The 13,313-nt window shown below is 69.1% G+C and carries 9 protein-coding genes; 5 read left to right on the top strand and 4 right to left on the bottom strand.

Annotation, left to right across the window (positions count from 1 at the left end; genetic code table 11):
- Positions 1-6 precede the first annotated feature (6 nt).
- From BKA22_RS14985 to BKA22_RS14995, 3 genes are read right to left on the bottom strand one after another with little or no spacing between them, the layout of a single operon-like run.
- Entirely contained in the window at positions 7-924 is a 918-nt protein-coding gene (locus BKA22_RS14985) for an NAD(P)-dependent oxidoreductase (protein ID WP_146952872.1), read from the bottom strand.
- Positions 921-3,215 carry an exo-beta-d-1,3/1,6-glucosidase gene (locus BKA22_RS14990; protein ID WP_146952871.1) on the bottom strand — a complete coding sequence of 765 codons (2,295 nt, stop codon included), beginning with the start codon at positions 3,213-3,215 and terminating at the stop codon, positions 921-923. The genes BKA22_RS14985 and BKA22_RS14990 overlap by 4 nt, the downstream gene beginning before the upstream one ends.
- The gene (locus tag BKA22_RS14995; protein WP_146952870.1) at positions 3,212-6,007 is read right to left on the bottom strand and encodes a family 78 glycoside hydrolase catalytic domain; all 2,796 of its coding nucleotides are present in this window, start codon (positions 6,005-6,007) and stop codon (positions 3,212-3,214) included. Before BKA22_RS14995 ends, BKA22_RS14990 begins: the two co-directional genes overlap by 4 nt.
- A 348-nt stretch (positions 6,008-6,355) precedes the next feature.
- On the opposite strand from BKA22_RS14995, the gene BKA22_RS15000 reads away from it, so the two are divergent.
- From BKA22_RS15000 to BKA22_RS15015, 4 genes are all read left to right on the top strand, one after another.
- A complete protein-coding gene (locus BKA22_RS15000) occupies positions 6,356-7,633 on the top strand; it encodes an ABC transporter substrate-binding protein (protein ID WP_146952869.1) in 1,278 nt (425 codons plus the stop codon).
- A gap of 98 nt (positions 7,634-7,731) precedes the next feature.
- The gene (locus BKA22_RS15005) at positions 7,732-8,640 is read left to right on the top strand and encodes a carbohydrate ABC transporter permease (RefSeq protein ID WP_146952868.1); all 909 of its coding nucleotides are present in this window, start codon (positions 7,732-7,734) and stop codon (positions 8,638-8,640) included.
- Between the two features lies 1 nt (position 8,641).
- Positions 8,642-9,463, top strand: coding sequence for a carbohydrate ABC transporter permease (locus BKA22_RS15010; RefSeq protein ID WP_146952867.1), 822 nt, complete (start codon positions 8,642-8,644; stop codon positions 9,461-9,463).
- A 353-nt stretch (positions 9,464-9,816) separates the two neighbouring features.
- Positions 9,817-10,614 carry an alpha/beta hydrolase gene (locus tag BKA22_RS15015; RefSeq protein ID WP_223203589.1) on the top strand — a complete coding sequence of 266 codons (798 nt, stop codon included), beginning with the start codon at positions 9,817-9,819 and terminating at the stop codon, positions 10,612-10,614.
- A gap of 384 nt (positions 10,615-10,998) precedes the next feature.
- Here the strand turns inward: BKA22_RS15015 and BKA22_RS15020 are convergent, their stop codons facing one another.
- Positions 10,999-12,597, bottom strand: a complete 1,599-nt coding sequence (locus BKA22_RS15020; protein ID WP_146952865.1) for a methyl-accepting chemotaxis protein — start codon at positions 12,595-12,597, stop codon at positions 10,999-11,001.
- Between the two features lie 286 nt (positions 12,598-12,883).
- Here BKA22_RS15020 and BKA22_RS20525 point away from each other — a divergent pair, with 286 nt between their 5' ends.
- Positions 12,884-13,174 (top strand): diguanylate cyclase, encoded by a 291-nt coding sequence (locus tag BKA22_RS20525; RefSeq protein WP_373367072.1) that lies wholly within the window; start codon positions 12,884-12,886, stop codon positions 13,172-13,174.
- The last annotated feature ends 139 nt before the right edge of the window (positions 13,175-13,313 follow it).

A 13,313-nucleotide genomic window follows, 5' to 3' on the forward strand; every position in this document is an offset into this window, starting at 1 on the left:
GGGTGATCAGTACCCGTGGTCGAGGTCGATCTCGCCGATGAGCGCGAGGCCCCGGCGGAACCTGGCGGCGTTCTCCGCGACGCGTCGAGCGAGCAGCGGTCGGATCATGTCCCACGTGTCAGCGGTGTGCGGCGTGATCAGGACGCGCTCGTCGGTCCAGAGCGGGTGCCCGGCCGGGAGCGGCTCAGGTGCGGTCACGTCGAGCAGGACCGAGGCGGGCCCCGTCCCGCGGGGGAGTGCAGCGACAGCCTCGAGATCGACGAGGCCACCTCTCGCGACGTTGACCAGTACCGAGTGCGGGGGCATCGACGCAAGTGCGGACGCGTCGATGAGGGAGGTCGTCCCAGATGTCATCGCGGCCGCCAGGACGACGGCGTCCATCGTCGGCAGGACGTCCGCGAGAGCGGACGAGGTGATCGTTCGGTGGACGTCGGCCACCTCGGCCGCCTGACGTCGGACGATCGTGATCTCGGAGCGGAACGGCCGCAAGAGCCGTACGAGCTCCAGCGCCACACCGCCCGCCCCCACGATGAGGACTCTGCGGCCGTAGAGAGATGTGCCGGCGGGGACTCCCCAGTCGGTCGCGCGCGCCCGGCCTGGGATCTGACGCAATCCGGCCAGCAGCAGAGTGAGGGCGTGCTCGGCCACCGGTTCGGCATAGGCACCCTTCGCGGACGTCCACACGATCCGTGGGTCGAGTGCTCCAGCATCGACGAAGTCGTCGACTCCGGCGGAGGGGAGCTGGACCCACCGCAGAGCGGGGAGGCGACGCACGGCGGCGATGAGCCCCTCGGGGTCGTGGAACCCGAGCCAGATCAGCCCTTCCGTGTTCTCGTCCGGCGGCACCGGGTCGACGTCGACCGATCGGAGGGCCTCGACCGCCCATTCGGGCCGACTCGGCAGCACCGAGAGCTGGTGGCTCATCTGGTCCCCTCGAGGGTTGCCCCCACGGTCGGTGTGATCACGAACGACGCCACGAGGTGCTCCGACCTGCGCGAGTTTGGCCCCACCCGGACCTCGAACTGCCCGGGCTCGACGACCCGGTGACCGTCGACATCGACGATCGTGCAGTCCGCGGCGCTGATCGTGATCGGCACGTCGACCGAAGCGCCGGGCTCGACGAGCGCCTGCCGGAATCCCTTGAGCTCCTGCTCCGCCCAGGTCGCGCTCGTGATGACGTCGCTCAGGTAGACCTGGACGGTCTCGAGGGCTGGTCGTGTCCCGGTGTTGGTGAGCGTGACGGTCGCTGTGACCTCGCCCGTGCTCGGGATCTCCTCGGCGGACAGCCGCAGGTCGCGGTACTCGATCGTGGTGTAGGTCAGACCCTCGCCGAAGACGAACATCGGCTCCTGCGCGAGGTCGGCGTAGCGAGCGCCGTGCTGGCCCCGAACCTGGTTGTAGTGGACAGGTTGCTGGCCGACGTGGAGCGGGACCGATACAGGCAGTCGGCCCGACGGCTCCGTGATCCCGAGCAGGAGGTCGGCCACCGCACGGCCACCCCGCATCCCCGGATTGAACGCCTCGACGATGGCGCTGGCGCGCGAGGCGGAAGCCGGCAGCACGGAGGGCTTGGAATGCACGAGCACCAGGACCACGGGGGTGCCGGTCTCGACGAGGGCGTCCAGGAGTGCGACTTGCCCGCCCTGGAGCTCGAGCGTCGCAGTCGACTTCCCCTCACCGGTGAGCGCGACCGTGTCGCCGAGCACCGCGACGACGACATCGGCGGCCCGTGCTGCGTCGAGTGCCTCAGCGATGAGTCCGGCATCCGGCGACGCGGGGGAGAAGATCGGTGGCCGAGGCTGCCCGTCGGGGAACGTCGTGCCTTCGGGGTCGGGCACGAGCGTGCCGATCTCGGCACCCCGGGCGTAGCTGATCTGCCAGCCCTCAGGAGCGGTAGCCCGGAGCCCGTCGAGCACGGTCTCCACGAGGTGACGGGGATGGCCCTCAGGCATCCATGGCACCTGTCCCGAGGCTCCGGCCCAGTCCCCGAGCTGGGCGTGCGGATCATCGGCATTCGGACCGACGACGGCGACTCGCTTCGGCGCCTGGTCCTCGGTCGAACCGGCAAGCGGTAGCACGCCGTCGTTGCGCAGCAGCACGAGCGAGCGGCGGGCGACCTCGAGGTTGAGCTCGGCGTGGGAGCTGCAGCCGATCACCTGGGTCTGCCGCGCGGCGTCGGGCGCCCGCGGGTTCTCGAACAACCCGAGCTCGAACTTCAGTCGCAGGATGCGGCGCACCGCATCGTCGATCTGGTGCTCGCGCAGCCGCCCCTCGGCGACAGCCTGCAGCGCACCCTCGTAGAACTGCGGGGTGGTCATCACTAGGTGGTTGCCTGAGTCGACAGCGACGGCGGCGGCCGCCACGTCGTCCTCGCAGACCTTCTGCTCCCACACCATGCGCCCGACGTTGTCCCAGTCCGTCACGAGAGTGCCGGTGAACCCCCACTCGCCGCGCAGGACGTCGTCGAGCAGCCAGCGGTTCGCGGTGACCGGGACGCCGTCGATCGCCTGGTAGCCGAGCATGAATGTCCGGCAGCCCTCGCGAGCGGCGCGCTCGAACGGCGGCAGGAACCACGAGCGCAGCGCCCGACGACTGAGGTCGGCCTCGCTGGCGTCGCGGCCGCCCTGCGTCTGGGAATAGCCGGCGAAGTGCTTGGCGCAAGCGAGAACGGCAGTGGGGTCGTCGAGCCCGTCCCCCTGATACCCGCGGATCATGGCCGCCCCTAGCTCGCCGATGAGGTGCGGGTCCTCACCAAACGTCTCGTCCACGCGACCCCAGCGCAGGTCGCGGGCGATGCACAGCACGGGGGAGAAGGTCCAGTGCAGCCCGGTCGCCGCAACCTCGATCGCGGTCGCCCGGGCCGCCCGCTCGAGCAGGGCGGGATCCCAGGTGCACGCCATGCCCAGCTGGGTCGGCAGGATGGTCGCGCCGGGCCAGAACGAGTGTCCGTGGATCGCATCGTCGGCCGTGAGAAGGGGGATCCTGAGCCGGGTGCGCTGGGTCAGGGCGATGGCGTCGATCATGGCCTCGGGTGAGGCGTGCAGGATCGACCCGGCTCCCCGGGACAGCACGATCTCCTTCAGGTCGCCGCGGGCGTCGAGCTGCAGCATCTGCCCGACCTTCTCCGGCAGGGTCATCCGATCGAGCAGGTCTTCGACCCGCTGCTCGATCGGAAGGGCGGCGTCCAGGTACGGGATTGCCGGGTCGGTGGTCATGCCTGCTCCTCGAGTCGCCGGTTGAGCTGGGGGATGATCGCGTCGCTGATGCCGACCTCGGCGAGCACGGATGCCAGGCTGCGTTGCGGAACCCATCGTGTGCGTTGCCGGACTCGGGCCGAGGAGTCGGGTCCGACTGTGTGGGCTGCGGCAAGCAGGGCCTCGTAGGCGCCTGGGCGGTCGATGACAGTCGACAGCGGTGTGGACGGCGTCAGAGGGGCGTCAGGACGCGCGATGCTGGGCGCTCGCGTCGTCCACTCGTGCACACCAGATCCGACCTCGATCGCTTCGGTGCTGCCGGGCAGGAGAACCTGCGCGGTGGTGTTCGCCGGGACCACCGCCTGAACCACGATGTGGTCACCGTCGCGCCGCCATCCGGACTGCGCCCGTCCGTAGCGGGTGTCCAGCGTGGCGGTGGCGAACTCCAGGCCGTCCAGCGGGACGGGCGCGATCCTCAGGCGCCGGTACCCGGGGGCGGCGGGTGCCAGACCCGCGAGCCGGCGATGCAACCAGTCGGCCACGGCGCCCGACGCATAGTGGTTGAACGATGTCATGTCGCCGGGGTTCAGCGACCCGTCCTCCAGCAACGAGTCCCAGCGCTCCCAGATGGTGGTCGCTCCCATGGTCACCGCGTAGAGCCAGGATGGGTTCTCTGTCTGGAGGAGGAGGCGTTGGGCCGCCGCAACCGCTCCCGAGTCCACCAGGGCGTCCATGATGAGTGGTGTGCCGATGAAGCCGGTCGGCATCCGGTAGCCGCCGGCTCGCACAAGCTCCAGGAGCCGACGTGCGAGCGCGGTGCGCTGTTCGGCGCTGGTGACGATGTCCAGCTGCAGGGCCAGGGCATACGCCGTCGGTGAGTCGGACATCATGCGGCCGGCAGGGGTCACGAACTCGGCGCGGAACGCTGCACGCGCTCGTTCGGCAAGCGCGGCGTACCTGGCGCGGTCATCCTCGTGGTCCAGGGTCGCCGCAGCCTGGGCCACGAGCGTGAGCGACCGGATCATCTGCGCGGAGGCCACGAGGTCGGGGTCCGTGCGGCCATCCTCCGGATGCTCGGGGGGAGCGACCGGGTCGAGCCAATCGCCGAACTGGAACATGCCCTCCCAGAGCAGGCGGTCGCCGGTGATTCCGAGCAACGCCTCGACCCACGCACACATGGATGGGTACTGCTCGGCGAGCGCGGCGCGGTCGCCGAACCGTGCGTGCAGGACGTCCGGGACCACGGTCGCCGCATCGCTCCAACCTGCGACGGGTGCAGCGGGTCCGAGGACCGAGGGCACGACGGTCGGGCACACTCCGCCGTGCGCGGCCTGCTCTCGAGCAACGTCCCGGAGCCAGGAGGCAAGGAACGCGTCGCAGTCGTAGAGGAACGCAGCGGTGGGACCGAACGCCTGGATGTCGCCGGTCCAGCCCAGCCGCTCGTCGCGCTGAGGGCAGTCCATGGGGATCGACAGGAAGTTGCCGCGCATGCCCCACACGACGTTCTCGTGCAAGCGGTTGACCAGGGGGTCAGAGGTCTCGAACCAGCCGGTGCGGCGCATGTCGCTGCCGAGGACGACCGCTTGCACGCAGTCCGGGTCGAACACGCCAGGCCAGCCCTCGATCTCCGCGTAGCGGAAGCCGTGGAAGGTGAACTCTGGCTCGAGGGTCGCTGGCCCGTCGCCGGCGAGCGCGTACTCATCCGTGGCCGACGCGCGGCGCAGCGGGCGTGTGGCCAGCTCCCCGTCCTCGAGGACCTCTGCGTGCCGGACCCGGAGCACGTGACCTTCGGGACCGGAGACGGTCAGTCGCAGCCGGCCCACGAGGTTCTGCCCGAAGTCCAGCAGGACGCGCCCCGCCGCGGAGCGCAGCACCACCCGGACGGGCAGCAGCTCGGTGCGGCGCACCGGCTCTGAGATCGCGGGCTCGGGGGTCTCGAACGGGCCGTCCACACGCGCGGGTGACCAGTCGGAGTCGTCAAAGCCTGGCCTGCTCCAGCCCGGCAGCTGCTGGCGCGCGTCCCAGGTCTCGCCCGCGTAGATCCCGCTCGTGCGCAGCGCGCCCCGTGTGGTCGACCGCCAGCCGCTCCCGGTGCGCAGGACCTGACTGGTCCCGTCCTCGAAGGTCACGTGCAGGTGGGCGGCGACGCCGGGTGGGCCCCCGTAGAACCGAGTCGCGCCGTCACCGAAGCCGTACCGCTCGGTCCACCAGCCTCCGGCCAGACGGATCCCAATCGCGTTGCGTCCCGCATGCAACGAGTCGGTGACATCGACCGCGTCGTGCACGGTCCGGTACTGGTAGCTGGTCCAACCGGGCTTGAGGACCGAGTCGTCGACGTCGTGACCGTTGACCTGCGCCTGGTAGACCCCGTGCGCGGCTGAGTACAGCACTGCCGACAAGGGCCGGTCTGGGAGGTCGAACTCCGTGCGCAGGAGCCCAGGGGTGTCGTCTGCGACGATGCCGCCTAGGCCGATTCTCTCTGCACTCCACTCGCCTGCGTCGAGGAACACCGTCCTGAGTTCCACTGGGGAGCTCCACGGGGTGACCGTGCCGGACTTCGATGTGACGCGGACTTCCAGGCTGTGACGGGCGTGCGGCCGGAGGTCGGCGAATGGCCACGGCACCATCGAGGACTCGTCGGAGTCGAGACGAGCGACGCGCGACCCGTCGAGCCTGACCTCGGCGACCGCCTGCATCCACCCCGGCTCGGTGCTGTCCACCTGCCAGCTGATCACCGGTGCGGGCGACTCGGCGAGTGCCGCGTCACCGCGTCGTCCGACACGCACCTCGGCCACCGTGGCGACTGCCTGCATCGTGAACTCCCGCGTTCGTCGACCTGCACTCCCGACGGTGGGATGCAGCGGCGGTCACGCTAACCGCCGACGAGAGCAAGCGTCAACCGGTCTACATCGCTGTCGATCTCGCGGGCAAGGGTGTCTGATCCCTGATCCGGGCCCTCACCTGGCGCGATACGGCTGGTCACGTTCCCATGGCTTCGAAACGATTCAACGAGTTCGTGTGGATCGGTTGACACCGCGCGTCGAGGCGTCCTACCTTCGAATCCGGCCACCCGTCGACACAAGCCGCGTCGCAGGTGACCCAGACAGTCGTCGGGGCGCGAAGGCGCCCGACGTGCCCCAGAAGTCCAATGGAGGACCTCGATGAGAAAGAGATTCGCGGCAACATCACTCGTGGCGGTCTCGGCGCTCGCCCTGTCGCTGACGGCGTGCTCCACCGATTCCGACAGCGACAACTCGTCGGATGGAGGCGACGGCACGACCCTCACGTGGTCCGGCTGGGCCGGCGACGAGGTGGCACAGGCGCTGATCGACCAGTTCGAGGCCGACAACCCCGGCGTCACGGTGAACCACACCGGGCTGCCGTGGCCGGACATCTTGACCCAGGTCAGCACCGAGCTTGTCTCGGGCACGGCGTCGGACATCGTGACGGTCTTCCCCGGCAACGGGAACCCGATCACCGTGGACACGCTCGCCCCCGGCGGCTACCTGGAGGACCTGACGTCGCAGGGCTGGACGGGCGCCTTCAACGAGGCCAACAAGGGCGTCATGGGCATCGACGGCAAGATCTACATGGGTGCCAACAATGTGACGATCCTGCCGGCGATCTACAACACCGCGGCGCTCGAGGCGCTCGGGGTCGCGGCGCCGACGACGTACAGCGAGGTGCTGGACCTCTGCACCGCCGCCAGCGCGCAGGGAAAGGTCGCCTACGCCCTGGGCGGTCTCGCGGGCGGCAACTACCCGTACCTCGTCTACGCTCTCGTGTCGACCCTCGTGTATGGGCCGAACCCGGACTTCGCCGACCAGCAGACGGCCGGTGACGCGACGTTCAGCGACTCCGAGTGGACGACCGCGCTGAGCAAGCTGGTCGAGATGCAGGACGCCGGCTGCTTCACCGCCGACACCCTCGGCACCGCGCTCGAGGCTGCGCAGGAGCAGGTTGCCAAGGGAGACGCCGTCGGCGGCGTGTTCGTGAGCAACCAGATCGGCGACATCGAGCGGTTCGCCGCCGAGGGTACGACGTTCGAGACCGCCGCCTTCCCCGCCACGGACGACGCCTCGGCGACGATCCTGCCCGTCGGTCTCGGTGCCGGCTACGGCATCAACGCCAACTCGAAGAACAAGGAGCTCGCCCAGAAGTTCCTCGACTTCTACTTCTCCGCCGAGGGCATGCAGATCGCCATCGACACGGGGTCGATCTTCCCGAGCCAGCCGGTCGATGGCTTCGAGCCCACGCCGACGCTCGCGGGGGTCTCCGACCAGGTCCAGAGTGACGACACGGCGGCGTTCCCCGACCAGTCGTGGCCGAACGCCGAAGTGAACCAGGTGTTCCAGGACGAGGTGCAGAAGGTCCTCGGTGGACAGACCTCGATCGAGGACGCGCTGGCGAAGATGGACGCCGCGTTCGGCGCGAAGTAGGAACTCGCATTGCCCCGGGGGCGGTGCGGTGCCGAGATCGCCAGGCACCGCACCGCGCCCCGACCTGCCCGAGGCCGATAGACAGAGGAGTCGTCACCATGGCCGCAAGAACCCTGACGCCGGGGCCGTCCCGACGCCGGCGCCGCAACCGGGTCAGTTCGGTGTGGTGGTTCGTCCTCCCGGCGGCCGCCTTCTACATCTTCGCCGTGATCGTGCCGAGCGTGCGGGGCGCCAGTTTCGCGTTCACCGACTGGAACGGCATCTCCCCGACGAAGAACTGGGTCGGCCTCGAGCAGTTCCAGACCATCTTCAGCGACCCCTACGGCTCGGTCGCGATCCGCAACACGCTGCTCATCGCGGTCGCCGTCACGATCATCCAGAACGTGATCGGCCTGCTCATCGCTCTCGGAGTGAACTCGCGGATCAAGTCGCGGGGCATCCTCCGGGTGCTCATCTTCGCGCCCGTGGTCGTGACCTCGATCGCCGTCGGGTTCCTCTGGAAGAACCTCTTCGCCCCTGACGGCGGGATCAACGAGATCCTCCGCGCGGTCGGCCTGGACGGCCTCGCGCAGAACTGGCTCGGTGACGCGGACATCGCGATCTGGGCGATCATCGTCGTGGTCATCTGGCAGTTCTCCGGCTACTCGATGGTGATCTTCCTCGCCGGTCTGCAGGGCGTCCCCGAGGAGGTGCTTGAGGCCGCGGCGCTGGACGGTGCGGGCCCTGTCCGCCGCTTCTGGTCCGTGGTCCGCCCGATGCTCGCCCCCGCGATCACCATCAACCTGATGCTGTCGATCATCGGTGGCTTCAAACTCTTCGACCAGGTGTTCGCGATGACCAAGGGCGGGCCGGGCGGCGCGACCAACACCATCTCCACGCTCATCTACCAGAACGCGTTCCAGCTCGGGAAGTTCGGGTACGGGGCGGCGCTGGCGGTGCTGCTGACGATCCTCGTGGCCATCGCCGCGTCCATTCAGTACCGACTTCTCTCGAAGCAGGAGGGCTGACATGCACCGCTACACTTGGCGGACCGGCGTGCTCGAAGCCGTCATGATCCTCGTCGGCGCGATCTTCATGTTCCCGCTGTACATCCTGGTTACCTTGGCGTTCAAGGCACCTGGTGACCAGACCAACAAGTTGCTGCCGACGGTCGACCCGACGTTCGACAACTTCACGCAAGCATGGCAGTCCGGCGCCCTCGGCGGAGCGCTCATGAACAGCGCCCTAGTCACGATCGTGTCTGTCACGGCGATCGTGCTGTTCTCGGCCGCAGCGGCGTACCCCTTGTCGCGTGTCGGGGCGCACTGGTCGAAGTTCACGTACTTCGGCTTCCTGGCCGGCCTGCTGCTCCCGGCCCAGCTCGCGCTGCTGCCGCTCTACCAGACGATGCGCGACCTCGGTCTGCTAGGCAGTCTGTGGAGTGTCATCATCGTGAGCGTGGGCAGTTCGATGCCCTTCTCAGTCTTCCTCTACTGCGGGTTCCTGCGCGCCCTGCCGCCGGACTACGAGGAGGCGGCCTCGCTCGACGGCGCCAGTGCGTTCCGGGCGTTCTGGTCGATCGTGTTCCCGCTGGTCCGGCCGATCACCGGCACGGTCATCATCCTGAACGCCGTGGCGATCTGGAACGAGTTCCTCACCCCGCTGCTGTACCTGTCGAACTCCAGCCACAAGACGATTACCGTCGCGATCAACGGCTTCGTCGGGCAGTACGGGGCCCAATGGAACCTGATCTTCGCCGGCATCCTCATCAGCATCCTGCCAATCCTGCTGGCGTACTTCCTGCTGCAGAAGTACATCGTCCAGGGCTTCGCCAGCGGACTGAAGGGCTGAGCGGCCCAGGGCCCACGATGTCGCGTCTCACGCTCTCGGACCGTGAGGCGCGGCTGGGCCGCGAGGTCGCAAGGTGGCGTTAGGAAGACGTCCGCTTCGACGCCGACGTGCCCCGGCCCGGCGCCCCGCAGTGTGTGCACGGCGCATCGTGGAGCCCGGCGCGCCGCCCGAGCGGCGCCGCTCGCGATGACCTGTACCCGTCGTCCTCGTCAAGGCAGGGAGAGATGAACCAGAGCTCGGACTCCGTCGATGCACAACTACAGGGGAACGACATGACTGGCCGTGTCGGTCCCTCCCCGCGGCCGGAAGAGCCGCTGATCGCCGCTGACACGGTCGATGGGCCCGCGGGCCCCGTGCCCGTCCGCGTCTACACCCCGGCCGAACCCTCAGGCGTCGGGTTCGTGTGGGCGCACGGTGGCGGCTTCACGTGGGGTGACCTCGACATGCCTGAAGCTCACGACGTTGCCTGCGGACTCGCGCGGCGTGGCATCGCGGTCGTGTCGGTCGACTACCACCGGGCGCCGGTCGCAGGCCTCTGGCTCGACTCAGGAGTTCGTCCGCGGCCGGGCGTGCACGCTCCCATCCCGGCGCTGGACGTGCAGGCCGCCTACGTGTGGGCGGTCTCGCGAGTCCCAGGAGTGGACGTGTGGGCCCTGGGCGGGGCGAGCGCGGGTGGCAACCTCGCTGCCTCGACAGCGCTGCGCCTCGGCCTCGACGGGGGTCTTCGCCCGGCGCTGGTCGTGCTCGCCTACCCGACGTTGCATGCCGTGCAACCGGAGCCCTCCGCGGAGCTCCGAGCCGTACTCGCGAGTGATCCCGAGAGCAACGAGTTCGACGCGGCCCGGTCTGCCGCGATGTACGCCAACTACGTCGGAGACGGGGAGGCTGACGTCTTCGCGGCCCCGGGCATGGCGGGGGCGGATGAACTACGCAGCTTCCCTCCGACGCTCGTGCTCAACAGCGAGGCCGACGCGCTTCGGGCGTCGGGCGAGGCCTTCGCGGCTGCGCTCTCGGACGCGGGCGTCGCCGTCGAGCTCGCCATGGAGGCGGGCGCGCGGCACGGGCACCTCAGTCGCCCGGAGGAGGCCGCGTGGACGCGGTCGCTCAAGCTCATCGCCCGTCGGCTGCTCGCGCTCACGCGCGAAGCTTGATCGTCCAGTGCCCAGACCCGGATAGGTCGGTCTTGGGCTCGCGCACCCGCTCCTCGGGGGTGTGCCCCGCAGCGTCGGAGCATACCCACCGGGGGGCTCACGCTTGTCGACAGCCGCCCGCGGATCAGCTCGACGGTCAGGGCGCGTACCGGGACGTGGACGTGCGCGGTGGCCAGCGGGTGGCTGTCTCGCTGGCAGCGTCGCGGCGGGCTCACCTTCGAGCGGGCCGGACCCGCGATGGCGTGGCGGCGGCTCCTGTATCCGCTGTTCGACCAACGGGCCGACGGTGCACTTCACCGATGCTCCGGGTGCGCAACCGGTCGCACTCGAACGCCTGCGTGCCGAAGTGCCGAAGTGCCGAAGTGCCGCAGTGAGCCGGCGAGCTCAATAGGTGAACTGCTGCATCCGCGTGCGCAGCCCCTCCGCCAGGTCGGCGAGCGCACGGATCGAGCCGTCCATCAGGGCGACAGTCTCGACATTGGTAGTGCTTGACCCCGCTACGGCCGTGATGCTCAGGGCAATCGCTCCCGAGCCGGTCGCTGCCTCGCCGACCCAACGCGACATCTCGTTTGTGGTCGCCGTCTGCTCCTCCACGGCGGAGGCGATCGTCACCTGATAGTCGTTGATCGCTCCGATGATCTCGGAGATCTCGCCGATCGCCGCCACTGCCGCACCGGTGTCGTTCTGGATGGCCTCGACACGTCGGGCGATGTCCTCGGTGGCCTTCGCGGTCTCCTGCGCGAGCTCCTTGACCTCGCCGGCGACGACCGCGAAGCCCTTGCCGGCCTCGCCGGCACGCGCCGCCTCGATGGTTGCGTTGAGGGCCAGCAGGTTCGTCTGCTCCGCGATGCTCGTGATGACCTTGACCACGTTGCCGATCTCCTGCGAGGAGGCACCCAGGCGGGCGACCTGCTCGTTGGTGCTGGCGGCTGCGCCCGTCGCGCGGTTCGCCACCTTGGCCGCTTGGGAGGCATTCTGTGCGATCTCCCTGATCGATGCACCCATCTGCTGCGCGCCGGCTGCGATCGCTTGGACATTGCGCGAGACATGCTCGGCCGCGATTGCGGCATTGTCCGCGCTCTCGGAGGTCTCGAGCGCGCCAGAACCCATCTCAGCACCAGCACGTGTGAGGTCGTCCGCCGCGGTCGCGACGGCACGGGCCGATGCGGCGACGTCTGAGATCGTCGAGCGCAGGTTCGACTGGGCGTGCCTCAGTGCGTACGCCATCTGACCGATCTCGTCCTCAGTGTCCACCGCAGGACTGTGCGTGAGGTCCCCGGATGACATCGCCTGGAGGGACGCGTGTACGGCACGCACAGTCCGCAGGAGCGCCCGTAGGACGATCGTTGCGAGACCAGAGACCGCTGCGAGACCGACGAAGAGCGTGGCCCACAACAGCAGAACGGAGGCGTGTGCCAGGTCCCGGCCCTGCTGCTGGACTGCTGCTGCCGACTCGGAGAGGCGAGTGGACTCCGCCTCCAGGATCGCGTCGACCTGCGCTGCTACTTCGTGAAGGTCGCCGACGGCAAGGGAAGCGGCAGTGCGTTGGTCCCCCGCGTCGGCAGCAGGGACCAGTTGCTCGGCCGCCACGTCGTAGAAGGTCCCGAACGCATTGCTCAGCTGGGAGAAGGCGGCGGGGCTGGAGGCGGCTGGTTCGAACTCCGCAAGCATCGACAGGAGGTCTACGTGGCGACGCTCGAGTTCTTCCCTCTCGGTGTCGTGCGTCGCAGGGGGAGTGAGGGCGTAGTTGATGTACAGCGCACGGTCGCCGTTGAACGCACGCGTGATTCCACCGAGCTGATCGAGTGGAATCGTCCCAGCGTTGTAGACGGTCTCGGCGCGCGCAGCTAGATCGTCGAGGCGCATTGTCGCGAGGGTAGTCAGCCCGAGGGCGATAACGGCGAAGAGTGCCAGGCACCCTCCGATCTTTGTGCCGATCGAGTGCCTCGCACTGAGGCGCTGAATCTGCATCTTTGAAGACATCGTCCCTGCCCTTCGAGTGTCTCGTCGCTGTCGTACGACCCATCGGTCGGATCTCGACGTTCGTTAGTAACGCGCGTCAACGCGCTCGGTGTCGGAGGCGGACGACGCCGCGGACCGCGCAGTTCGGGCGGCAAGCGGGATCCTCTGCGGTGCGCCTGATGGCTGGTCGGAGCCACCCACGACGTTCGACGTGGGCATTCTGTCGGCCGTGACTGGGGCTGTGGTGCGCGGGGCACTCGGAGCGCAACCCGCGCGGGACCACTTGGCACTCGTTGTGCGGGCGCGGGTGGACGGGCTGACAGGTCTGGCAAGCCGCTCGGCGTGCTTCGACACGGCGTCCCGCGTTGGGGCGTGGGACGCCGCGCTGAGCCTGACCTTCCCTGACCTGGACAGGTTCGAGGAGGTGAACGGCACCCACGGCCACGCGGTCGATGAGGACGTGCCCCGGCGGGCGGCCGACCGGCTGCGGGAACCGTGTAGGGGCGCCGCGGTGTGCGCCACACTCGGGGGCGACGAGTCCGTGGCGTTGATCGCGGTCACCTGCCGCCCGAGGGCGTCCCGTGGCTCGCCGAAGTGACACCGCCGCGCCGATGTCAACCTCGGGCGGATGCGGCGATCTACCGAGCGAGGCGGGCGGATGGGCCGGGCCAACGCTGCACCCTCCGGAAGTGCGAAGGTCCTAACGGCGCAGGCTCCGCTCCGGACCTCGTCCTGTC

Origin of the sequence: Cellulomonas soli (genome assembly GCF_013409305.1) — a bacterium.
Taxonomy (GTDB): Bacteria; Actinomycetota; Actinomycetes; order Actinomycetales; family Cellulomonadaceae; genus Cellulomonas; species Cellulomonas soli.

Coding starts and splice junctions, on each gene's coding strand:
- BKA22_RS14985 (WP_146952872.1), bottom strand. CDS start 924: ATGAGCCACCAGCTCTCGGTGCTGCCGAGTCGGCCCGAATGGGCGGTC.
- BKA22_RS14990 (WP_146952871.1), bottom strand. CDS start 3,215: ATGACCACCGACCCGGCAATCCCGTACCTGGACGCCGCCCTTCCGATC.
- BKA22_RS14995 (WP_146952870.1), bottom strand. CDS start 6,007: ATGCAGGCAGTCGCCACGGTGGCCGAGGTGCGTGTCGGACGACGCGGT.
- BKA22_RS15000 (WP_146952869.1), top strand. CDS start 6,356: ATGAGAAAGAGATTCGCGGCAACATCACTCGTGGCGGTCTCGGCGCTC.
- BKA22_RS15005 (WP_146952868.1), top strand. CDS start 7,732: ATGGCCGCAAGAACCCTGACGCCGGGGCCGTCCCGACGCCGGCGCCGC.
- BKA22_RS15010 (WP_146952867.1), top strand. CDS start 8,642: ATGCACCGCTACACTTGGCGGACCGGCGTGCTCGAAGCCGTCATGATC.
- BKA22_RS15020 (WP_146952865.1), bottom strand. CDS start 12,597: ATGTCTTCAAAGATGCAGATTCAGCGCCTCAGTGCGAGGCACTCGATC.